The 22,440-nt window shown below is 60.2% G+C and carries 17 protein-coding genes; 9 read left to right on the top strand and 8 right to left on the bottom strand.

Annotated features, from left to right (window positions below):
• Positions 1 to 611 precede the first annotated feature (611 nt).
• The 3 genes from AC5Y5Z_RS05575 (at position 612) to AC5Y5Z_RS05565 (ending at position 5,354) form a co-directional block, all read left to right on the top strand.
• Complete coding sequence (locus AC5Y5Z_RS05575) at positions 612 to 1,718, top strand: DegT/DnrJ/EryC1/StrS family aminotransferase (RefSeq protein WP_499923824.1); 1,107 nt, start codon at positions 612 to 614, stop codon at positions 1,716 to 1,718.
• 639 nt (positions 1,719 to 2,357) lie between these two features.
• Entirely contained in the window at positions 2,358 to 3,581 is a 1,224-nt protein-coding gene (locus AC5Y5Z_RS05570) for a glycosyltransferase (RefSeq protein WP_499923822.1), read from the top strand.
• Between the two features lie 300 nt (positions 3,582 to 3,881).
• A complete protein-coding gene (locus AC5Y5Z_RS05565) occupies positions 3,882 to 5,354 on the top strand; it encodes a hypothetical protein (RefSeq protein ID WP_499923820.1) in 1,473 nt (490 codons plus the stop codon).
• 123 nt (positions 5,355 to 5,477) lie between these two features.
• Here the strand turns inward: AC5Y5Z_RS05565 and AC5Y5Z_RS05560 are convergent, their stop codons facing one another.
• The 3 genes from AC5Y5Z_RS05560 to AC5Y5Z_RS05550 form a co-directional block, all read right to left on the bottom strand.
• Positions 5,478 to 6,446: a GDP-L-fucose synthase family protein gene (locus AC5Y5Z_RS05560; RefSeq protein ID WP_499923819.1), complete on the bottom strand. Its 969-nt coding sequence runs from the start codon at positions 6,444 to 6,446 to the stop codon at positions 5,478 to 5,480.
• Positions 6,443 to 7,465, bottom strand: coding sequence for a GDP-mannose 4,6-dehydratase (gene gmd, locus AC5Y5Z_RS05555; protein ID WP_473139625.1), 1,023 nt, complete (start codon positions 7,463 to 7,465; stop codon positions 6,443 to 6,445). Before gmd ends, AC5Y5Z_RS05560 begins: the two co-directional genes overlap by 4 nt.
• Before the next feature lie 235 nt (positions 7,466 to 7,700).
• Positions 7,701 to 8,426, bottom strand: coding sequence for a glycosyltransferase family 2 protein (locus AC5Y5Z_RS05550; protein ID WP_473139674.1), 726 nt, complete (start codon positions 8,424 to 8,426; stop codon positions 7,701 to 7,703).
• Positions 8,427 to 8,590: 164 nt separating this feature from the next.
• On the opposite strand from AC5Y5Z_RS05550, the gene AC5Y5Z_RS05545 reads away from it, so the two are divergent.
• On the top strand, positions 8,591 to 9,430 hold the full coding sequence (locus AC5Y5Z_RS05545) for a glycosyltransferase family protein (protein WP_499923817.1): 840 nt from the start codon (positions 8,591 to 8,593) through the stop codon (positions 9,428 to 9,430).
• Between the two features lie 71 nt (positions 9,431 to 9,501).
• The gene (locus AC5Y5Z_RS05540; protein ID WP_473139627.1) at positions 9,502 to 10,260 is read left to right on the top strand and encodes a phthiotriol/phenolphthiotriol dimycocerosates methyltransferase; all 759 of its coding nucleotides are present in this window, start codon (positions 9,502 to 9,504) and stop codon (positions 10,258 to 10,260) included.
• Between the two features lie 41 nt (positions 10,261 to 10,301).
• Here AC5Y5Z_RS05540 and AC5Y5Z_RS05535 read toward each other — a convergent pair whose 3' ends face one another.
• From AC5Y5Z_RS05535 to AC5Y5Z_RS05525, 3 genes are read right to left on the bottom strand one after another with little or no spacing between them, the layout of a single operon-like run.
• On the bottom strand, positions 10,302 to 11,093 hold the full coding sequence (locus tag AC5Y5Z_RS05535; RefSeq protein ID WP_463825128.1) for an ABC transporter permease: 792 nt from the start codon (positions 11,091 to 11,093) through the stop codon (positions 10,302 to 10,304).
• Positions 11,090 to 11,833, bottom strand: coding sequence for an ABC transporter permease (locus AC5Y5Z_RS05530; protein ID WP_463825129.1), 744 nt, complete (start codon positions 11,831 to 11,833; stop codon positions 11,090 to 11,092). Before AC5Y5Z_RS05530 ends, AC5Y5Z_RS05535 begins: the two co-directional genes overlap by 4 nt.
• On the bottom strand, positions 11,830 to 12,777 hold the full coding sequence (locus tag AC5Y5Z_RS05525) for an ATP-binding cassette domain-containing protein (RefSeq protein WP_463825130.1): 948 nt from the start codon (positions 12,775 to 12,777) through the stop codon (positions 11,830 to 11,832). The genes AC5Y5Z_RS05530 and AC5Y5Z_RS05525 overlap by 4 nt, the downstream gene beginning before the upstream one ends.
• A 195-nt stretch (positions 12,778 to 12,972) precedes the next feature.
• On the opposite strand from AC5Y5Z_RS05525, the gene AC5Y5Z_RS05520 reads away from it, so the two are divergent.
• The 4 genes from AC5Y5Z_RS05520 to AC5Y5Z_RS05505 all read left to right on the top strand — a co-directional run bounded on the left by AC5Y5Z_RS05520 (position 12,973) and on the right by AC5Y5Z_RS05505 (position 17,543).
• Complete coding sequence (locus tag AC5Y5Z_RS05520) at positions 12,973 to 13,635, top strand: class I SAM-dependent methyltransferase (RefSeq protein ID WP_463825131.1); 663 nt, start codon at positions 12,973 to 12,975, stop codon at positions 13,633 to 13,635.
• A gap of 6 nt (positions 13,636 to 13,641) precedes the next feature.
• Positions 13,642 to 14,877, top strand: a complete 1,236-nt coding sequence (locus AC5Y5Z_RS05515; protein ID WP_463825132.1) for a glycosyltransferase — start codon at positions 13,642 to 13,644, stop codon at positions 14,875 to 14,877.
• Between the two features lie 75 nt (positions 14,878 to 14,952).
• The gene (locus tag AC5Y5Z_RS05510) at positions 14,953 to 15,732 is read left to right on the top strand and encodes a glycosyltransferase family protein (RefSeq protein ID WP_463825133.1); all 780 of its coding nucleotides are present in this window, start codon (positions 14,953 to 14,955) and stop codon (positions 15,730 to 15,732) included.
• A gap of 53 nt (positions 15,733 to 15,785) precedes the next feature.
• Positions 15,786 to 17,543: an AMP-binding protein gene (locus tag AC5Y5Z_RS05505; protein WP_463825134.1), complete on the top strand. Its 1,758-nt coding sequence runs from the start codon at positions 15,786 to 15,788 to the stop codon at positions 17,541 to 17,543.
• Between the two features lie 6 nt (positions 17,544 to 17,549).
• Here the strand turns inward: AC5Y5Z_RS05505 and AC5Y5Z_RS05500 are convergent, their stop codons facing one another.
• Positions 17,550 to 21,035, bottom strand: coding sequence for an MMPL/RND family transporter (locus tag AC5Y5Z_RS05500; RefSeq protein ID WP_463825135.1), 3,486 nt, complete (start codon positions 21,033 to 21,035; stop codon positions 17,550 to 17,552).
• An 87-nt stretch (positions 21,036 to 21,122) separates the two neighbouring features.
• Positions 21,123 to 22,394 (bottom strand): glycosyltransferase, encoded by a 1,272-nt coding sequence (locus tag AC5Y5Z_RS05495; protein ID WP_463825136.1) that lies wholly within the window; start codon positions 22,392 to 22,394, stop codon positions 21,123 to 21,125.
• Positions 22,395 to 22,440 lie beyond the last annotated feature (46 nt).

The raw sequence follows: 22,440 nt of genomic DNA, 5'->3' as shown, positions 1-22,440 counted from the left end.
CTCTATCTCGTGTGTATGCCCCGGCTTGACACAGGTACCGTTCGCCGTTCGACGCAGGGGGCGTTCGGCACTCTCTACTAGTCGTGCGACGTCGCGGTGCCAGCCACGACAAATCCCCGTTCGGAGGTCGGTTACGTTGCTAAGATGACGCGGTTGACGCGATTGAGGCACCTGGCGCCTCGGCGGGCCGACTGCCTGGGTCTTGCTACTGCAGATCATAGGTGGTCTATCGGGGTGCACCAGGCCTCGCCATATCGAGTTGAAGCGGGATAGGAGCCAGTCGACATGCAAGCGCTCGTCGGTCGAGATCTTGGCCAGGACAAGCACCGGGTTCGCTTCTGGCTCGCAGAAGATGCACACAGTGTGCCGCGCACGTCACGGCACGGCCAGTTCGGAAGGCTTGCCCACCTTGTGTGGCTGGAAGTCTCTCGTCGTGGTTATTCAGAACTTGCGAAGCCGGCTAGTTTTGGCAACGTTTTCTCTATCCGGCGGCGACCCGGTGCCCGCGACATCAGCAACCTTGCGGTGCAGCGTCGGTCGGTGTTGTCGCAACGTCCCCATGTTCTGACAAGTCCGATTGTTAATGCATCTGTCAAATAAGGATCGCCGTCTTGAGTCAGTATCAGATACCTATATATCGACCCGACTTAAATGGCAATGAAAAGAAGTATGTCACCGAGTGCTTAGACACTTCGTGGATCTCTTCGCGCGGTCTTTTCGTCAACGAATTCGAGGCGCGTTTTGCCGCGCGAATCAACGTCGAGCATGCTGCGTCCGTATGTAATGGCACGGCCGCACTCCACGTGGCGTTGATGGCTCTCGGTATCGGACCAGGCGATGAGGTCATCGTTCCGACGCTGACTTACATCGCCGCGGTGAACGCGATTGCCTACACGGGTGCGACTCCTGTATTCGCCGACTCTCTGCCGTCTACTTGGCAGATTGATCCTGAAGACATCCGCCGCCACATAACGGCGCGCACCCGCGCCATTATGCCGGTACACCTCTACGGGCAATCATGCGATATGGATTCGATCATCGCCATTGCCAACGAGCACCGACTATTCGTGGTGGAAGATTGCGCCGAGGCCTTTGGTGCGCTGTACAAGGGCCGTCACGTCGGCACCTTCGGCGATGTAGCAACATTCAGTTTCTTCGGTAATAAGACCATCACTACCGGTGAAGGTGGAATGGTGGTATCCAACGATAAGACGCTCATTGAACGAGTGCGACACCTCAAAGGCCAGGGTTTGGCTGCGCATCGCGAGTACTGGCACGACGTGGTGGGCTATAACTATCGCATGACGAATATAGAGGCTGCTCTGGGGCTTGCGCAGCTGGAGCGCGCCGACGATTTTATTACGCGTAAGCGCAATTTAGCCGAGCGTTACATTGCCGCCCTAAGCCACTTGCCTATCGAAGTGCACAGAGAAGCACCGGATACTTTTCACAGCTATTGGATGTTTTCCATCCTCGTCGATCAATCTGAGCAGCGCGACGCATTGCGCATGCATCTCGCGGACGCAGGAATTGAAACGCGACCGCTGTTCTATCCAGTGCATACTATGCCCATGTATGCCCGGAATTATCGCAAGCACAGAGTAGCGGAAGATCTGGCCTGGCGTGGAATTAATTTGCCCAGCTGGCCTGGACTGCAGCCGCAACACGTGGAGCAGATTGCCAAGGAAATCGACAATTTCTACTCCAATGCCACGTGATCTATTAATCGCGGGGTCCAGCGGGCAGGCCAAGGAGGTCGCGCAATTAGCCCGGCGCATCGACCCTATGGGGGCGAGGTGGTCGCACATTCGATATGTCACGGATAGGGCTGCCGAACTAGGTACAAGCCTGCTATATGGTCAGGTAGAGCTATTAGACGAGCAACTGTTGCATCGAGACGTTGAAGCTGACGTAGTAATAGGTGCGGGCAAGCCCACTTTGCGCCGTAGTATCGCGCATAAGTTCCTCGCCAACCCGGTGCTGAGATTTCCAAACCTCGTCCACCCGTCGCTGGACATCGATCTAAGTATAGTCCGACTAGGCCGAGGCAACATAATTACTCAGGGTACGGTCATGACCTGTGATATAGAGATTGGCGATTTCAATTTATTCAATTGGAACTGCACCGTGGGCCACGACGCTCGGATTGGCTCCTTCAACGTGATCAATCCTGGAGCCGCAATATCCGGTCGTGTTGCGCTCGGCGATGCGTGTCTGTTAGGCACCGGTTCTCGAATTCTGGAGACGTTAAGCATTAGCTCAGAGACTGTCATCGGCGCGGGAGCCGTTGTCACACGGTCGATCGTGAATCCCGGTGTATATATGGGGGTCCCGGCTCGCCTTCAAGGCATGCCGCTATGAAGATCGGCGTCCTAGGGCACAAATTCATCGAGTGGGAGGGGGGCATCGACTTCCTGCGGACAATCTGCGAAAGTTTGGCGGCAGCAGACCGAGCGGCTGAGTTGCATGTTCTCGTTCCCACACATGGACCACGCGTCGCCGTTCAAGCACTTGAACTAAGAATATACCGTATGGCTAAACGACTTCGGGGACAGCAAATTGCGACTCAGCGGACGCCGGATTTGCGTAATTTATACGCCTCGGCCCCTGATGCGCGCACGACAGTCGCAGTTCACCGAATAGACCTAGGTAGTACTGCTATTCGCCGTGCCTTCAGAGATTTGCAACTCGAGATACTGTTGCCCTCTTTCGAAACTCTAGCATTCGGTGACGAGATTCCCTGGCTGGGTTATCTGTACGATATGCAGCACAAATACCTGCCGCATTTCTTTTCACCGCAAGAGCTAACGCAACGAGACTTAGCTATGGGGCGCATGCTGCGAGAAGCCAAGGCAGTAATAGTGAACTCTCGCAGCGTAGCCACTGACGTGCGGACCTACTTCCCAGGCGCTTATGCGCAAGTCTTAGCACTTCCCTTTAGCGCGGCCCCTCAGCCGGACTGGTTCCAACTCGACCCGCAGATTGTTTGCGCGAAGTACTCGGTTCGCCCCAACTACTTTGTAATCTGCAATCAGTTCTGGAAACACAAGGATCATGGCACGGCCTTTAAAGCGTTTGCATCCCTGGCCCGACTTTATCCGGAGCTCCAATTGGTCTGCACCGGGGATACATCTGACTATCGTGACCCTCAGTACTTTCCCGGGCTGCAGCAACTACTGAGCGAACTAGGCATTGAAGACCGGGTCGCAATCCTGGGCCGCATCCCAAAGCCAGATCAAATCGCACTTGTACGCGGTTCAGTGGCACTAGTACAGCCCACGATGTTTGAGGGCGGGCCAGGTGGTGGTGCTGTCTATGATGCGGTTGCGCTAGGCATACCCTGCATTGTGTCTGACATACCAGTCAACCTGGAGATCAACGAGTCCGAGGTGCGTTACTTTAAGTCACGGGATTCAGCATCTTTACTCGAGGTCATGTGTCAGAGCTACGCCGAGTCCGCCGCGTCGAGCCCGCCCGATGCGGCCGAACTAGTTGCCCGAGGGCGAAGACGCCGGAAGGAATGTGGCAACGTCCTCATGCAAGCCGCAGTGGCTGTCATTGAGCAGCGGCCGGCACCTTGATTTCGAAGAAAGTCCACTGAGCGTGAGGGGGTCGCACCCTTACGGCCTCGGTTTACCGGTGATATTCCGTCCGTGAGCGGTGCAAACGATAGGACCCATTCGATGTCTGCAGACTGTGCTTCCACACCGGATGATCCGATCATGCGCCCACCGCAACATATGCCATCATCGACACCACCCGACGGCGCCGAAACGACAGTCGCCGCGCGAAGTCCCACCGACGAGACTTCAAATGCACGACCACGGACGTTGGCGCTCCTCTCAGCGATCGCGTGCACGGTCTTTGGTGTCAAACTCATCGTGATCGCCACTCTGGGTTCGACGATGCCGTTGTTTGACCAATGGGATGGTGAAGCGGTTAAAACCTACCTGCCTTACTTGCACGGCACGTACTCTATTGGTGATTTGTTTGAACCCCACAACGAACATCGAATTGTATTCACACGGCTTTTGACGCTAATTCATCTGGAGCTAGCGGGCGAGTGGAACACTCACATGGAAATGATTTTCTGTGCCGTCATTCATGCTTTCTTAGTCACTTGGCTTTGCGCTTTACTGATTCCGCTTGTTGCGCCGAGGCGACATATGCTTTTTGCTTGCTTCATTGTGGTAGTGTTTACACTTCCACTAGGATACGAGAACACTCTGTTAGGGTTCAATTTTCATTTCTATCTGACCCTGCTGTTCGGACTCGCGGCCATTGCTACGTTTGCCTCAGCAGCTCCTTTCACGTGGCGTTGGTTCATTGGATTAGCCGCCGCGATCCTCAGCTACTTGTCGTTCTCTTCGTCAGGCATTGCTGCGATTGTTACCGCCGCAGTACTCGTCACCTTGCAGCTAGTGACAAAGGTGAGAGAACGGTGCAATCGTGAGTTTTTGGGCGTGACCGTCATCGCGTTGATCGGTATAGGCATGCTGCTGTGGGAAATTTCCGTCGTAAATGCGTCTGGTACGCCCTCGAATGTAACCCCTCTAGGGTTCCTCTTGGGACTTCTCTTTCTTGCCGGTCCCACAATTTTAGGAATAATCGGTATTCAAGGTCCAGCTATATGGTTCTGCCGAAATACAATGATCAATCGGCCGCCGTCCCATGATCGGGCATGGGTTGCGGTGGGCATTACCGCCTGGGTAGCTATCCAGCTGGCAATAGTTGCATATGGTCGAGGGACTGCTATCGGAGTGCGGTATATGGATATGCTACTTCCCGTCTATCCAGTCGCGTTCGTAGCGGTATTTTTGATAGCTGATCATATATCTAGTGATCGCCTGAAGCGGTACGCGAGAACGGGTGCCGTAGCGTGGGTTTTCGTTACGGTAGTGTTGATTACGGCTCTGGGCTACTATATGGCCATCCTTCAGGCGATTGATTGGAATAAGTCTGCTCGACAACAGGCAAGTAATGCTAGAGCGTACATGGCAACACACAGCCGCGAATCACTAAAGGTGAGAGATCATAGTTATCTGGTTGACGTCACTTTCCCCAACCTTGACGAATATGCGTGGATTCTTGATGATGCCGATGTTAGGGCAATAATGCCGCCAGAAATCCGGCCAGTTGACGCCGACAATATGAGTGCGCGCAAGCACTTGTTGCTTGAGGGGGCGCTCGCTAGCGCCACGGCTAGTAGCGTTCGCTTTGTGTTGGGCCTCGGACCGGCACTCGTTGCGTTAGGTGTAGGTTTATTTTTTTCGCTCGCGGCCCGCGGTACTTTGTACGCCCGCGGCGAGTCCCAGAGCCTGAGCGCACCCGGATCTCGAGTCGAATCGGTCTAATCCCCATTTCAGCTGATGGTGCGGGCCACCGAGATGTAGGGCACCTGCAGGCGGCAGCGCGCCTCGGGCGGCGTCCGGTGGGTCTTCGCGCTCCACTAGGGCCGTTCTGCGCAAGTTGGTCGTTTACTGTCGCACTGTACTTGCGTGCTCTAAATACCAGGCCACGGTGGCCTCGACACCCGTGCGAAGGGTGATTTCGGGTTGCCAACCGGCCTCCCGGAGCACTGAGACATCTAGGACCTTGCGCGGTGTGCCGTCGGGTTTGGTTGTATCCCAACGGGTTTCGCCGGTATAGCCTACCGCTGCGGCCACCAGGGTGGCGATCTCACTGATCGTGTAGTCGACGCCGGTGCCGACATTGACCTGCTCAGGCCCATCGAAGTTCTCAAGCAGGAACAGACACGCACTTGCCAGGTCATCGACATGCAGCAATTCGCGACGGGGAGTTCCGGTACCCCAATTGGTCACTTCCGGTGCACCGCTCGCTTTCGCGTCTTCATATCTGCGGATCAGAGCCGGCAGCAGATGGGAGCCTGATGGCGAAAAATTATCGCCAGGCCCGTAGAGGTTGGTCGGCATCGCCGAAATCCACGGCAGACCGTGTTGTCGCCGTACCGCCTGGACCTGGATGATGCCGGCGATTTTCGCTATCGCGTACGCGTCGTTTGTGGGTTCTAGGGGTCCGGTGAGAAGGGCGCTTTCTGGGATGGGCTGCGGGCTGAACTTCGGGTATATGCATGAAGATCCGAGAAACAACAAGCGCGGTACCTGCGCGGCGACGGCAGCATCGAGAAGATTGACCTGAATCTGCAAGTTCTCGGAAAGAAAATCGGCGGGGTACGTGCTGTTAGCCATGATGCCGCCGACCCTGGCTGCGGCATCGATGACGACGTGGGGTTTGGCTTCCTGAATGAAGTCAAATGTTGCGGCTCGATCGGTCAAATCGACGTCGCCGCGTGAGCGAAGGATCAAGTTGGTGAAGCCTTCATCGGTGAACTTCCGCACCAAGGCCGATCCGACCAGCCCGCGGTGACCTGCGATATAAACCGGGACGGCACGGTCAAGCACGCCGACAGCGGTGTTTGCGCTCATGTCCGACCAGAGAGCACTGGTTTGTCGATCCACGGTTTGCCTTCATACTCGAGCGCAGCGATGTCGGCGTCCACCATGATTCGTGCCAGCTCGCCGGTATGGACCGAAGCCCGCCACCCGAGAGCGTCGGCTGCCTTGGAAGCATCACCGATCAGCGAGTCGACTTCGGTCGGCCTCAAATATCGCTCGTCGAACTTGACATGGTCCTGCCAGTCCAGACCGGCATGCGCAAAGGCTGTCTGGGCAAATTCCTGTACCGTGTACCCCCGACCAGTGGCCAATACATAGTCATCCGGCTCTGACGCCTGGAGCATTCGCCACATTCCTTCGACATACTCAGGTGCGTAGCCCCAGTCACGAACGGCATCGAGGTTGCCCATGTAGACCTCAGACTCTATGCCGGCTTTGATGCGTGCTACCGCTCGCGTGATTTTACGAGTGACGAATGTTTCGCCACGACGCGGTGATTCGTGATTGAACAAGATGCCGTTGACCGCGAACAACCCGTAGGCCTCGCGGTAATTCCGTGTCACCCAGTAGGAGTAGACCTTTGCCGCGCCGTAGGGGGAGCGTGGATAAAACGGTGTCAGCTCGTTCTGCGGGGGTGGCGACGCACCGAACATCTCCGATGAAGAAGCTTGATAGAACCGGCATTGCACCCTCGAGAGTCGCACCGCTTCCAGCAAACGCATGGATCCGGTGCCGGTGGTATCGCCAGTGTGCACCGGCTCGTCGAAGCTGACCCGCACATGGGACTGCGCCGCAAGGTTGTAGACCTCGTCGGGTTCGATCGTGCTCAGCAGGGTCACCAGGCGGGTCCCATCAATCAGGTCACCGTAGTGCAGGAACAATCGTGCACCCGATTCATGGGGGTCGACATACAGATGGTCGATCCGCGATGTGTTGAACGTCGAAGCCCTGCGGATGAGCCCGTGCACCTCATAGCCTTTGCTGAGCAACAGTTCGGCGAGATATGAACCATCCTGTCCCGTGATTCCGGTGATCAGGGCTCGTTTCATCGGATTCCTCAACGTTTGATGGCGGCGTCCCGCACCCATTGTTGCTGTAGCCGCCGCGTTACCGGCGCTGACTCATCCTAGTTGGTGACACCGAGCTGCCGGTCACGATTGCCACCTCGTGCCACTGGTGCGTCGTTCGGCCGCGCAGCAGGACGATCTGGCGAATTGCGCTGTGCGCAGGGGTTATCTTCCTGCGGATCAAGTCCGAGGCAAACTCACTGGTCTGTTCGGCTCTTCACCGCACACTTCTCAGTTTGGGTCGTCTGAGGCGTGCGATCCTCCGGTCGAGCAATTCCAAAGCCGACGCCTTGACGTATAACGGCAATCGTTTTTCCATCTCTCGATCCCGGCCGTTGCTGAGCCCGGAAACGTCGTTGAAGTCCGCGACGACGATATCCATGTATTGGATGTCTAACGCAGGATTCGAGAAGCAACGGATGTTGAAATCCCAGTCCGCCCAGAGCTTGTAGCGCAGGTTGTAGGGGCCGATCCCGGCAAAGAGCCGGCGTCGGTAGAACATCGACTGATGGCAGATGTTCTTCTCGAAGAGTAGGCGGTCGAGGTCGAAGGGCCCGGCATAGCGGGAGGAGGTGGATCGCATCAGCACGTCGCCGTACACCAGGTCGCTGGTCTCGTGCTGGCCAATGTACGCAGCGACTTTGGCCAGTGTCTGCTCGTCGTGCAAGGTGTCGTCGCCGCCCAAGAAGAACACCCATGATCCGGTGGATTTTTCGACGCCGCGGTTCATCGCATCGTAGACGCCATCGTCGGGGTCGCTCTGAATCACCAGACGCTGCGACAATTGGGGCCGGAAACCTTCGGCAACCCCGACGGTGTCATCGGACGAGTCCCCGTCCATCACGAGTAGTTCGTAGTCGCTACAGGTTTGGCGGGCGACGCTCTCAAGGCAGGCATGCAAAGTCGACGCCACGTTGAAGGTAGGAACGATGATGGAAAACATGGGCTCGGCCACGGCGCGATGCTAGCAGCGGCCCACGGATCTGAGGCGGCGATTGCGGCTCGGATTTTGACTGAGCAGACGCGACGAACCGCATGTTTGCCCCGATGCAGAAGAACTGTCGGAGTCGACCATGGGCGGAACCACCCTCGGGCGGACCTCAGCCGATGTACGGTTACGTCGTGTCGTTACTGATCGCCGTGCCGGTCTACGGCCAGCACGAGTACACGCACGATCTCATCGCCGATCTCGAGCGCGAGGGTGCCGACTACCTCATCATCGACAATCGCGGCGACTATCCGAAGATCGGCAGCGAACGGGTCGTCACACCCGGTGAGAATCTTGGTTGGGCCAAGGGCAGTGACCTGGGCTTCCGCACCGCGTTCGACGAGGGCTACACCCATGCGATGACGCTTAACAATGACACGCGCTTGTCGAAAGGGTTCGCGGCCGGCCTGCTCGATCCAAGCCTGCCAAAGGATGCGGGGATTGTCGGCCCGATGATCGACCAAGGCTTTCCCTGCGCAATACCGGAGCTACAGCCGGCCGCCGCGGATTACGTCCCGCGACCGCGATATCGCGCCGTTCCCGCGGTGGAGGGTACGGCGTTGATGATGTCCCGCGAGTGCTGGGATGCGCTGGGCGGCATGGATTTACACAGTTTTGGTCGCTACGGGTGGGGGATCGACCTGGATCTGGCTCTGCGTGCCCGTAACGCCGGATACGGCGTGTACGTCACCGAAATGGCCTACATCAACCACTTCGGTGGCAAAACAGCCAAGGCTAATTTCGGCAGCTGGCGATACGAGTGGAACGCCAATTACGCGCTGGTGCGCGGATTGGGCCGCGTGCATGGTCGCAAGTGGCGCGACAAGTTCGACGGTGCGCTGATGGGCGGCGGCCCGGGCCCGTCCGGATGGCGCGCCAGGGCCTTGCTGACAGCGGCAATGGCCGGTGAGGCGGGTGCCTTCGTCGACCGTCGCAGAAGCAATTCAGGGAAGCGGTAACCGCGCCCTCGAAGCTTTGACATACTCACCCAGTGAGTCTTCGCGCGCGAGTGAGATCCAGCCCGTTCGTCATGAAAGCCGTAGCGAAATACGGCTATCCGATAGGGACCCGCCTGATGGGTCGTGACGAGATGCTGTTCATCAACTTCGCCTACGAAGAAGACCCTCCGTTGGGAATTCCTTTGTCGGACACCGACGAACCCGACCGGTACTGCATCCAGCTCTACCACCAGACCGCGATCCAAGTGGACCTCACCGGAAAGCGGGTGTTGGAAGTCAGTTGCGGCCACGGTGGCGGCGCCTCGTACATCACCAGGACTTTCACACCGGCCGCGTACACCGGCCTGGACCTCAACTCGGCTGGTATCGCGTTCTGCCGCAAGCGTCATCAACTGCCTGGACTCGACTTCGTACACGGTGACGCCGAGAATCTGCCCTTCGACGACGAATCTTTCGACGCCGTAATCAATGTCGAGGCCTCTCATCACTATCCGCACCTGCCGCGCTTTTTCAACGAGGTGACCCGCGTACTGCGTCCGGGAGGGCACCTTCTCTACACGGATTTCCGCGTGTCTCACCTGGTGGATGAGTGGGAGGCGGTGCTGGCCGACATCCCGCTGCGGCTCGTCTCCAAGAGGGTGATTGACGAGGAAGTCAAGCGGGGGATGAAGGAACGTTCTCCGCGCATCGAAGCGGTGATCAGTCGCCGTCTGCCGGGGTTCCTACAGCGCTACGCGCGCGACCAGGCCGGCATCCCCGGGGGAAGCCTCTACGACTGGGCACAGGCCGGGGTGTTCTCCTACCGCATCTACTGCTTCGTCAAAGACTGAACTCAAAGACTGAACGAGGGTCTTGGCGGCGAGGCCCTAACTCACGCGCTGCACTCAGCGGCAACCCGGTAACCGCGCACCGCAAGCGGAATGAAGAGCCCGATCAACGCGATCGCCCAGCCGAGCGTCAGCGCCAAGGGCAGCAGGACGGGGCCTTCGTGGGCCAGAGCGCGCATGACTTCGATCGGCGGTGACATGGGCTGCACCCGAACCACCGGCTGGATCCAGTGTGGAAACAGCGCGACAGGGGTGGTCCCTGAGCTGATGAACACCAGCGAGGTGATCGCAGCGGCCAGGTACGTCACGATGGCGCGTCCGTTGCTGCGCACCGCCAGGGTCAGCACCAGAGCGGTGAAGCCGACCACCACGAGCGGCGGAATGACGATGTACGCCAGCGCGGTGTGCCAACCGTGCGCAAAGCGCAGCCCCATCGCCGTTCCGACGGCAGTGATCAGGATCGTGCCCATCAGTGCGCGTGCCGCTTCGGCGATCAACCGTCCGCCGATCGCGCTGGCCCGGTGCACCGGCAGCACCCACATGCGGCTGAGCAACCCCGACGACCGCTCCATCGGGATGCCGACGGCGCCACCCAACGCACCGAACATCCCGGCCAGAACCGCGCACATCGGGACCAGGCCGTAGATGCTGTCGACGCCGGTGACTTTATGGATCTGCTCACCGAGCACGGCCTTGTAGACCACTAGCAGGCAGATCGGCAGAATCACCGTCGCCAGCACCGCCGCTGGTTCGCGACGCCACCGGATCATGATCCGACCGGCGTGCAGCCAGCTCTGACTCAACAGAGCATTCAACGAGCCGACCTGCGAGCTCATCGTCCACGCCTCTGCATCCGCAGGGTGATTGCGCCGAAAATCAAGAACATGCCCAAACACCATCCCAAGGCCGCCTTCGCATGGTCGACAGGTACTTGTCCGCTCGCCAACCCGCGCAGCGTTTCCGCGGTCTGGGACACCGGCTGGTTGCGCACGAACGGCCGCACCCACTCGGGGAAAGTCTTCTCCGGTGCCACTCCAGTAGACAGCAGAATCAGCATCAACTGGGGGATCAGCAGCAGTTGACTCGTTGTTTCGATGCTGCCCCCGCTGGACCCCAAGGCGTCAGCGCCCAACGACACGGCCAGGCAAAGGACCAGGGCGAGCAGGATGAAAGCCAGTCCATAGACCGGTCCGCCGGCCATCCGGAAGCCGAATGCATATCCGGCGATCATGGTCGCGGTGAGGGCTATCGACGCCCGCACCAGCGTGGCTGTGATGCGCGCGCCAACCGGTGCCATGGCGGTGATCGGCATAGTCCGCAACCGTGTGCCCAGCCCGAACCAGCGATCGCGGCCCGCACGGTCTGCGGTGAGCGCTGCGGCCATGATCATCGACTGAACCACCACTGCGGGTAACACGTACTGCGGGTAGGTCAGACGCCCGGTATCGATGAGGCCGTGGGTGGCCATCGTCAGCCCGACCAGGCTGATGATGGGCACGAATATCTCGAAGATGATTCCGGCATCGCGCAGCGTAGTGCGCAGAGATCGCTCGGTGAGGGCAACCAGCGCTGTCATGATTGCGGGACGGTCTGATTGGTCAGGTGCAGGAATGCTTCATCGAGCGAAGGCTTGCGTAGCGAGATGTCGGCGATCTCGATTCCGATCGAGTCGAGCCGGCGAAATACCTCGCCCAGAGTGGCCACGCCATCGCGGGCAAGCACTGACACCGAGTTGTTGTCGGCATCGAGGTCGATGCCGTCGAGCCCGGCCAGCGCCTCAGCAACCTGGGGCAGATCAGAGGGGTTGGCGGGCGTCACCTCGCAGTAGCTCATGCCCACCTGGCGCTTGAGTTCCGCGGCGGTCCCATTGGCGATCACCTGTCCGTGGTCGAAAACCACGATGGAATCGCTCAACACGTCGGCCTCTTCGAGGTACTGCGTGGTGAGCAGCACCGTGACATCCTGCTCGGCCAGCGAACTGACGATGCTCCACACGTCGCGCCTGCTACGGGGGTCAAGGCCCGTGGTGGGCTCATCGAGGAACAGCACTTTGGGTGTGACCACCAACGCACTGGCCAAGTCGACACGTCGCCACATGCCGCCGGAGAAGGTCGATACCCGCCGGTCGGCGGCCGCGACGAGGTCGAATTGACCGATCAGCTCGTCAGCGCGGGCTTTGGCTTGCTTACGGCCGAGTCCCCGCATCCTGCCGAACAGAACCAGGTTCTCCCGGGCGGTCAACATCGGGTCCACCGCGGTGAACTGCCCGGTGATACCGATCTCCGAGCGCACCTTGGCCGCCTGCCGGGCGACGTCGTACCCGGCGACCATTGCGCGGCCCGATGAGGGACGGAGCAGCGTGCACAGGATGTTCAGGGTAGTTGTCTTGCCGGCGCCGTTATGGCCCAGGATCGCGCACACCGACCCCGCGGGAACGGAGAAATCCACCCCACGCAGCGCGTAGGCGTTACCTCCGAATGTTTTTGTGAGGCCATCGACCTCGACCGCAAGTTGGCCCACCGGCCGAGTATTTCATGACCGGTAGTCCCACGCTGGATTATCGCCACAATCGTCAAAATTCCGGCCGTCCCGCAGGTCGGCGGTATCGCTGGCCAGCGGGGCGGGGAAAAGTTGCACGCTAGTGCCTGAAATCGCCCTGCCACCAGCGGCTGGACTGATACTCTACGACCTTCACTGCCCAGCGAATGGAACGACATGACCGCGCTGCAACGCTCTTTCACCGAGGATGGTCCGCGGCTGGACCGCCGCGCCAGATTGCGACGCGCCGGGCGGCGAGCGCAGGCCACACTCATGCCGTGGTCCCCTCGGGTGCTGGGAAAGCGGCTGGAAAGCCAGGCCCGGACGCTGGGTGACCACATCAACCGGGGCGACACGGTCCTGGACGTCGGATGCGAGACGGGGCACCTGTGCAAATACCTCGCAGAGATGCACGGGGCGACCGCATCCGGCATCGACGTCCACGACGCGACGACGATCCCGATCGACTTCAGTGTGTTCGACGGCAGATCAATACCTTTCGAGGACAATGCGTTTGACCACGTTGTGCTCAGTTTCGTGCTGCACCACGCGAACGACCCGATGGCGTTGATCAAGGAATGCCGGCGAGTGGCACGACGCAGCATCATCGCGTTTGAGGATCTGCCCGAGACGAGGGTGGAAAAACTGCTGACCAAAGGCCATATCGGCTTGTTCAGAGTGGCTTACCGACTAGAAGCTGCCGGCGACTACCGCACAGCGCTCGAGTGGATCGAAAAAAACGCCCTCGAAGTCTCCGAAACGCCGCTGCCGCTGGACTGGTTCGACGTGCTGTACCGGGTTCCGCACGTCATGCTGGTCTACAAACTTGCGAATGACTGAAGGACGATGAGATTCGTCCTTGCCAGCTGCGGGACGCGGGGCGACGTCGAGCCCTGCGCAGCGGTGGGTCTTGAGCTGCTGCGTCGAGGGCATGACGTCGTGATGGCCACTCCGCCTGATCAAGTCGGCTTCGTTCAGAAAATGGGGCTGGCGGCGGTTCCCATGGGTCCGCCCACTGGGGACATACCAGATGTTTTCGTCACCCCGTGGTCTGTCAAAGACCCCATCAAACCCGTTCGCGATGCGATGGAACACATCCACCAGCGGTGGGCCGATGTGAGTGAGACATTGAAATCGCTGGCCGCCGGGGCCGACCTGATCTTCACCGGTGTCTCTTATCAGGAATCCGCCGCCAACGTCGCTGAGTATTACGACATTCCGGTTGCTGCATGGCATCACGTCCCGATGCGGCCCAATGGCCACCTGATCTCTGTGGTGCCGGCGCCGTTGCTCAGATCCGCGATGCGGGTGACCGATTGGGCGCAGTGGCGCTTGATCAAACGCCCAGAGGATGCGCAACGGCGCGACCTCGGCCTACCGCACACCACCGCGCCAGCATCACGGCGGATGGCGCAGCGCGGATCGCTGGAGATACAGGCTTACGACGCGCTGTGTTTTCCCGGCCTGAGTGAGGAATGGACTGCACAGCGCCCGTTTGTCGGGGCACTTACCGCAGAGTTGCCAACGGACTCGGACGACGAGACGCTGGCGTGGATTGCCTCGGGCACCCCACCGATCTACTTCGGATTCGGCAGCATGCCAGTGGAATCGCCGGCCGACATGGTGCGCATGATCACCACGGCCTGCGCGGAACTCCACCAGCGCGCTCTAATCTGTTCTGGCGCAACCGATTACACCGACCTGCCCAATTCGGATCGGGTCAAGGTCGTACGCGGTGTGAGCCATAGCGTCGTTTTCCCCAAATGCCGGGCAGTAGTCCATCACGGCGGCGCCGGCACTACCGCTGCGGGACTGCGCGCCGGAGTGCCGACCCTGATCCTGTGGGTTGCTTCTGACCAACCGATATGGGCGACGGTGGTGCGGCGGCTCAAAGTTGGTAAAGCTCGCCGCTTTTCACGCACGACCGCGAAAACTCTGACGAAAGATCTGCGGCGGGTCCTGAGCGCGCAGCCGGTTGGCCGAGCCCGCGACGTTGCCGCAGAGCTGACGAAAGCCACTACCAGCGTCGTAACTGCGGCCGACCTGCTCGAGCAGGCCGGTCGTGGTAAACGATTCCGCTGATATGAGTCCCGCATCCGTTCCGCTCGGTCTGCTATGCCGGCCCGGAGTGGTTACCGTCAATGTACGGTTGCTGGCGTGTCGGTTCTGATCACCGTCCCGGTCTTTGGGCAACACGAGTACACGCACGCCTTGGTAGGCGATCTGGAACGCGAAGGCGCCGACTACTTGATCGTCGACAATCGAGGCGATTACCCCCGGATCGGCAACGAACGCGTGGACACACCCGGGGAGAATCTCGGCTGGACGGGCGGTAGTGAATACGGCTTTCGAATTGCCTTCTCAGAGGGTTACTCCCATGCGATGACCCTCAATAACGACACCCGGATCTCGAAGGGCTTCGTCGCCGGCTTGCTCGATCCGAGGCTGCCCGACGACGCCGGGATCGTCGGCCCGATGTTCGACCACGGGTACCCGTACGCGATGGACGAGCAGAAGCCCCACGCCGCGGATTACCGGCCGCGGCCGCAATATCGCGTAGTGCCCTCCGTGGAGGGAACCGCCCTGGTGGTCTCCCGCGAATGCTGGGAGGAAACCGGCGGTATGAACCTGGTGGACTTCAAGCAGTACGGGTGGGGGCCCGACCTCGACCTCGCGTTCCGGGCACGCCGGGCCGGATTCGGGGTGTACACCACGGAAATGGCCTATATCAACCACTTTGGACGCAAGACCGCAAACGCGCACTACGGCGCGTGGCGGTATGAGTTGTGGGCAAATATCGCGATGCTGCAAGGGCTACGGCGGCTGCACGGCTCGGGCGCTGCGCTTAATATCATGCGCCAGATCGGCCTGGCTCACGATCGCAAATGGCATAGACCAATCCCGCTGAGTAACCCCACTGGCCAGGCGGCCGACTGATCTGGATACCTTGACGGTTCCTGAACGGAAACCAACGGGTCGAAGGTAACGTGATGTCCGTGGTTGAGTCCTCCCTTCCCGGCGTGCTGCGTGAGCGCGCCAGTCTGCAGCCCAACGACACGGCGTTCACATATGTGGATTACGAGCAGGACTGGGACGGCGTTCGTACCTCGTTGACGTGGGCGCAGTTGTACCGGCGAGTGTCGAACCTGGCCGAAGATCTCAAGGCTTACGGTTCGACGGGCGATCGGGCGCTCATCCTGGCGCCACAGGGGCTTGAGTACCTCGTCAGTTTCTTGGCTGCGATGCAGGCAAACCTGATCGCGGTTCCGCTGTCGGTACCTTACGGCGGTGCCCACGACGAGCGGACCGTTTCGGTTCTGGCCGACACCTCGCCGGCCGTCATCTTGACGACCTCAACCGTGGCGGAGAACGTCCGAGAGGTGGTGGAGGCAAACGGACCGGCTACCAAACCGGCGATTGTCGAGGTTGACGGGCTGGACTTGGATTCACGGCGGAGACCTTCGGGGCCACGGTCACGGTCCGCGCGGAATGAACAACCGGATTTTCTTTACCTGCAATACACGTCCGGATCGACCCGTACGCCTGCCGGCGTCATGGTCAACAACCGAAACGTCTTCGCCAACTATGAGCAGATCATCGGGGACTTCTTCAAGGCTCGGGGCGGTGTCGCGCCCCCGGGCCTGACGATTGTGTCCTGGTTGCCCATGTATCACGACATGGGACTGCTGCTGGGGATCGTCATGCCGATCCTGGGTGGCTTCACAACGGTGCTTTCCAGCCCGGTGGGCTTCCTGCAACGGCCGCTGCGTTGGTTGCAGCTCATGGCCGAGCCTGAGTGCACCGTCTCGGCAGGCCCCAACTTTGCCTTCGAACTAGCCGTGCGCAAGACGAGGAACGAGGACCTGTCCGGACTCGATCTCGGGGGACTGCACAGCATTCTCAATGGCAGCGAACGGGTGCAACCGGCGACGCTCAAGCGATTCACGGACCGATTCGCACCGTTCAATTTTCCGCCGGAGGCACACCGTCCGTCTTATGGGATGGCCGAAGCCACCGTGTACATCGCCACCCGCGAACCTGGAAATCCGCCAGAAATCGGCTACTTCGACAGCGACAAGTTGCCCGAGGGTACCGCGGTCCGGTGTGAGATCGGGTCGGGCACACCATTGGTGAGCTACGGTTCACCCCAATCCATGGACGTTCGCATTGTGGACGCCGACACCGGTCGGGAATGCCCAGAGGGAACCGTCGGTGAAATCTGGGCGTCCGGCGACAATGTCGCAGCCGGATACTGGCAGAAACCTGAAGAGACACAACGTGTTTTCGCGGCAAAGATCGTTGACCCGGCACCGGAAACGCGCGAAGGTCCCTGGCTGCGGACCGGCGACTCCGGGTTCGTCTCTGACGGTGAGCTTTTCATCATTGGCCGCATCAAGGATCTGCTGATCGTCTACGGCCGCAATCATTCTCCCGATGACATCGAAGCGACCATCCAGGAGATCACCTCGGGCCGCTGCGCCGCGATAGCCGTTCCCGACAAGGGCATCGAGAAGCTGGTTGCCATCATCGAACTCAAGAAGCGCGACGACAGCGCGGAATCGGTGGACCGCCTGCACGACGTCAAACGTGAGGTAACATCAGCGATTTCGAAGTCTCATGGACTGAAGGTCTCGGACCTGGTGCTGGTGTCGCCCGGCTCGATTCCGATCACCACAAGCGGCAAGATCCGGCGATCCCAATGCGTCGAGTTGTACCAACAGGACGTATTCGCCCGCCTGGATGCCTAGCCGGCATTACGTCAGAGGCGCGCTTCCGCTGCCATTCGATTCGCCGTTGCCGGCGCCATTGCCCACCGTCGCTGCGACGACCGGTTGTTGGGGGATAACGCTGTAGCCGAACAGCGGCAGTGAATGACCGAGGAATTCGTCCTCGTGCTTCTTTTTCTTCTTGCCATTGGAATTGACCGGGGCTGAAGCTCCCCACTGCAGATCATCGGTGAGTTGTTTGCGCACCCCGGTGAGGTCGAACAGCGGAAGCGAGTGGCTGGGTTCGAAGTGCCCCGGCCGGCGGTTCTTGGTAGCGGCGCCCGCCGGTCGCTTCCGCCGGTTGGCGGGCGCGGTGGCGCGGGTGCGTGTTTTCGGCGGCGGTCTCCGCTTGGCCGGGTCCGGAATCAAATGAAGCCTGATCAGATGGGGGGAGATCTTCTTCCACGTCTGCTGCAGCTTCTCGTTGAGCACGTCGTTTCCGGAGCCGTCCAATTTCGACGGCCACCAGTTTTTCTGACCGATCATGGCGGCCAAGGCCGGTACGGTAATGGTCCGCACCAAGAAGGTGTCGATCACAATGCCGATGCCGATGATGAAGCCGGCTTCCTGCATGGTGCTGATGCTGGCGGACAGCAGGCCGAACATCGATGCCGCGAAGATCAGCCCTGCCGAGGTGATCACGCCACCAGTGGTTCCCACGGTGCGGATGACGCCGAAGCGCACCCCGTGCGGCGACTCGTCGCGTATTCGCGAGATCAGCAACATGTTGTAATCCGCACCGACGGCGACGAGCAGGATGAACGAGAGCCCGGGCAGACTCCAGTGCAGTTCCTTACCCAGTAGGAACTGGAATACCAGAACGCCGATGCCCAACGCCGACATATACGAAAGCAGCACTGAGGCAATCAGATACAGCGGTGCGACAATAGCGCGCAGCAGAAGCACCAAGATCAGGAACACGATGACGATGGTGGCGATGATGATGAAGTTCATGTCGGCGTTGTAATAGTCGCGAGTGTCCCGAAGTCCCGTCGGAACTCCCGCGACCATGATTTTCGCGTCCGACAACTCGGTGTTCGGTGTCGCTGCGCGCGCTGCCTTCTCGATCGCGGTGATCTGGTCCATCGCGGCAGTGCTGAACGGACTGAGCCCGCTTTGAATGAAGTATCGCGCCGCGTGACCGTCAGGCGAGATGAACAGCTGGGCGCCCTTCTTGTACTCCTCCCTGGTCGTGATCTGCGGGGGGAGGTGGAAGCCCGCCATGGACGGCTTGCTGGCGTCGTGCTTCATCTCCAGCAGGAACCCGGACGCTTCATTCAGACCCGACCCGATCCGTCGGGTCTGATCTACCAGCTCCTTGACTCCGAAGGCCAAGGCACGGCTACCGTCTGCGAGGGCATTGGAACCTGCTTGGGCCTGGTTCATGGTGGACTGCAGGTTCTTGATGGTCTTGAGGGCGTCGGAGGCTTGAGTCAGCATCTGCTGAATCTTGGCCAGCGTTTGACCAATAGTCGAAGCTTGTTCCGCCGCTTGCAGATTGCGCGCCATCGCCTTGATGGACAGCAATGTTCCGTTGTCATCGGCGGAAACCATTGCCGCCAGGCCGGCGCGTGAATTCACACACGCCGGATCGATATTGCAATCGGGGCTGGCATAGAGCGCTCGGACCATCGGTCCGGCCCAAGCGGCCACGTTCTCCGCATTCGTGGTCGAGGCGTTCAAGCTGTCGCTGAGGTTCTTCATCTGACCGGTGAACCGTGCGCCCTGCTCCAGCGCGCTGATGGCTTTGTCGCCGCCCAGCATCTGCTCCATGGCGGTCAGTGCCGCGACTGTTCCGCTGAGGCTGGAGACGGCGCCGGTGACTTGGTCGCGAAGCTGGGAGAGAGCGTCCGCCAATTGGTTCGCGCCGCCGACCAACCGGTCCAGGTCACCCCCGTGATTCTCGATCTGGTTGGAAGCTTCGTCGAGTTTGCCACCGACTTCACCGGCCTGCCACGACACCTTCATCTGTTCCAGCGGTTCCCCATTGGGCCGCGTCAGGCCGCGCACCATCGTGATGTCCGGGACTTGACTGACCCGACCGGCCACCTGCTCCAGATCCGCCAGCGCCGACGGTGTCCGCAAGTCGTGGGATGACTGGATGAACAACATCATCGGAGTCATCGCGTTCATCGGGTAGTGCTTGTTCATCGCCTCGTAGCCCTTGGAGCTGTCGACCTCGTCCGGCAACGATTTGAGGTCGTCGTAGTTGTAACGCACGGCTCCCATGCAGGCGGCGAGGGCAATGAGCACGACAAGACTGGCGGCCAGATGGATGCGCGGCTTGCGCACGATGCGGATTCCCGAGCGCCGCCACAGTTGGGTGGTGAGGTCGCGGCGCGGCTTGATCCAGCCACGCCTGCCCGCGAGTACCAGCACGGCGGGCAGGAACGTCACTGCCGCCAGCAGCGACACCACGATCGAGATCGAAATTGCCGGACCGATCGCGGAGAACACTTCGAGTTTGGTGAACACCATCGCCAGGAAGGTGACCGCGACGGTGGCGGCGGACGCGGCGATCACTTTGCCGATCGACATCAACGCCTTCTTGACCGCGATGTCGGAATCGTCGCCGTGCCTCAAATAGTCGTGATACCGACTGATGAGGAAGACGGCGTAGTCCGTTCCGGCGCCCATCATGACCGCGGTCATGAAGACGATGACCTGCAAATTGGTGTCCAGGCCGAGTTCAGCCGCGCCAGAGAGCACGCCCTGGGCGGTGGCCAGCGAAATGCCGATCGTCGCAAGCGGAATGAACATCGTCACGATGTTCCGATAGATCACGATCAGGATGATCAGCACACTGAGGACGGTGGCGATCTCGATGAAGTGAATATCTTCCTGACCGATGTCGGTGATGTCGGAGATGGTGGCCAACGGCCCGCTGAGGTCGGCGTGCAGTGTCGTGCCGGCCACGGTTTGTTTGACGATCGCAGCTACCCGCTTGTAGGTGGCCAGGGTGGCCGGATCGTTCTGGTCCCCAGGAACATTCACCGGCAGGATGAACGCTTTGCCGTCCTTGGCGACCAATAGCTTGCGCATCTCCGGGTCGTCGAGGGCGTTCTGCACGGACATCTTGTCCTGCGTGTCTTCGTTGAGTTTGGTGACGAGTTTTCGGTAGGTGGCGTCGTCGTCGGGGGTCAGACCCTTCTCGTTGGTCAAGACAACCATCAGCAGGGCAGTGGGCGTCGCCGCTGCGGCGGTCGAATCGCTTTTCTCTTCTTGCTTGCCGTCGGGTGTCGTGCTCCACGCCTTGGCCATCTCTCTGGCGACGACCATCGTCGGGGCATCGTCAGGGAACGGACTGGGCGGGTGTTTTCCCGCTTGTACCTGCAGCGGCGGGAAGGAAAGGAAGAGCACCACCGCCACGGCGATCCATGCTCCGATGGTGAGCCACGGATACCGCACCACGAACTGACCTAGGCGGTCGTAGATCCCCCCGACCTTGGCAGCCTCACTAGAACCGCTCGACACCCCTACAAACCTACAAGGTCATTCCGGTCTCGGTGGGGTAACGAGGTGCCGCCGTCAATCGTGACGTTAGCGTTACACCTGTCGCGGTCATGAGAGCTTTCCGCTCCCGCGTACTGGTACTGCCGAGCCAGATTGACGAACCTTCTCCTCGATCAGATCCGCGGCCTTCTGCACGCTGACCGCTGTCGGGGTCATGCGTTTCGCCATCTCGCGAGCGCGATTGACGTACTTGGGCTCGAGAATTTTGCGCAGATCTTTCAGCAGTGATTGTTTGGTGACGCCGGCGAATCGTCGCGCTTTGCCGATCCTGAGCTTGACCACCTGGGCTGCCCACAGGGGCTGTTCGGCGCTGATCCAGAGCACCAGGGTGGGCACGCCGGCTTTCATCCCGGCCGCGAGAGTGCCGGGGCCACCGTGGTGAACAACGGCGCGACACTTCGGAAAGACGGCGGCGTGGTTGGCGTCGGCGACGAGTTTGACGTTGTCGGGAACCGGGATGTCACCCAGATCGGTGACACCGCCGCAAATCAGAGCGCGAGTGCCCAATTCGGCACAGACTTCGCTGATCAAAGCGACTGTGTTCTCGGGGGTTTCCACCCGCATACTGCCGAAGCCGAAGTAGATCGGTGGTGTGCCGTCGGCGATCCAGGACAGGACTTCGTCGTCGGAGGAGGTCGGCAACTCCAGCGTCAGCGCGCCGACGAACGGACGCTGGTCACCCCACTCTTCCTTGAGCCCGGGAAAGAACACGTCGTCGTAGCCCTGGATCTCCAACCATCCGTGCCGGCCGATCCGCTTCGCGGACGACACCTTGGTGGTCGGCATGCCCAGCGCGCGGCGCTGCTCGTTCTCGGGCCCCTTGGTCATCAACCAGTACAGGCCGTAGACCCCTCGCATCACGGTGCGGATTGCCGGCGGCGGAAGCAACGGAAGGATGTGTCCGTGTACGCGCTGCGGAAAGTAGTGCAGTGCGGCCAACGGGATATCGAGGTATTCGCAGACGTTCGCCGGAACACCCTGATAAGTCTGGCCCGAGACGATGACGTCGGCATCCTTGGCCAGTGCCACCAAGGTTTCGCCCATCTCAGCCCAGCCCCGGGTGAGGTACTCCGCGCCCGGACGTAGCACACCGAGCGGATTGCGGACCCGCCAGAAGCTGCGGAAGATCTCTTCCTCTAACTGCGCATGCGAATCCGGGCCATAGGCAACGGCTTTCAGGCCCGCCGACTCGACGAAGCGAACGAGATTCGGCGGCACCGCCATCTGCACTTCGTGCCCCCGACGCTGAAGCTCTGCACCGACCGCAGCGCAGGGTTCAACGTCGCCGCGGGTGCCATGGACGGCGAGGACAGCTTTCATTGCCGGTAATCAACTCCGTTAAATCTCTTCGCGTAGCGAAGGTGAG

Source organism: Mycobacterium sp. NGS29, from assembly GCF_059812965.1.
This window is presented reverse-complemented; position numbering and strand designations above follow the sequence as displayed.

Excerpts from the sequence above, each read along its gene's own strand:
- AC5Y5Z_RS05495 (WP_463825136.1), bottom strand. The coding sequence starts at position 22,394 with ATGAAAGCTGTCCTCGCCGTCCATGGCACCCGCGGCGACGTTGAACCC.
- AC5Y5Z_RS05530 (WP_463825129.1), bottom strand. The coding sequence starts at position 11,833 with ATGACAGCGCTGGTTGCCCTCACCGAGCGATCTCTGCGCACTACGCTG.
- AC5Y5Z_RS05520 (WP_463825131.1), top strand. The coding sequence starts at position 12,973 with ATGACCGCGCTGCAACGCTCTTTCACCGAGGATGGTCCGCGGCTGGAC.
- AC5Y5Z_RS05505 (WP_463825134.1), top strand. The coding sequence starts at position 15,786 with ATGTCCGTGGTTGAGTCCTCCCTTCCCGGCGTGCTGCGTGAGCGCGCC.
- AC5Y5Z_RS05535 (WP_463825128.1), bottom strand. The coding sequence starts at position 11,093 with ATGAGCTCGCAGGTCGGCTCGTTGAATGCTCTGTTGAGTCAGAGCTGG.
- AC5Y5Z_RS05540 (WP_473139627.1), top strand. The coding sequence starts at position 9,502 with ATGAAAGCCGTAGCGAAATACGGCTATCCGATAGGGACCCGCCTGATG.
- AC5Y5Z_RS05550 (WP_473139674.1), bottom strand. The coding sequence starts at position 8,426 with ATGTTTTCCATCATCGTTCCTACCTTCAACGTGGCGTCGACTTTGCAT.
- AC5Y5Z_RS05570 (WP_499923822.1), top strand. The coding sequence starts at position 2,358 with ATGAAGATCGGCGTCCTAGGGCACAAATTCATCGAGTGGGAGGGGGGC.
- AC5Y5Z_RS05560 (WP_499923819.1), bottom strand. The coding sequence starts at position 6,446 with ATGAGCGCAAACACCGCTGTCGGCGTGCTTGACCGTGCCGTCCCGGTT.
- AC5Y5Z_RS05545 (WP_499923817.1), top strand. The coding sequence starts at position 8,591 with ATGTACGGTTACGTCGTGTCGTTACTGATCGCCGTGCCGGTCTACGGC.
- gmd (WP_473139625.1), bottom strand. The coding sequence starts at position 7,465 with ATGAAACGAGCCCTGATCACCGGAATCACGGGACAGGATGGTTCATAT.
- AC5Y5Z_RS05515 (WP_463825132.1), top strand. The coding sequence starts at position 13,642 with ATGAGATTCGTCCTTGCCAGCTGCGGGACGCGGGGCGACGTCGAGCCC.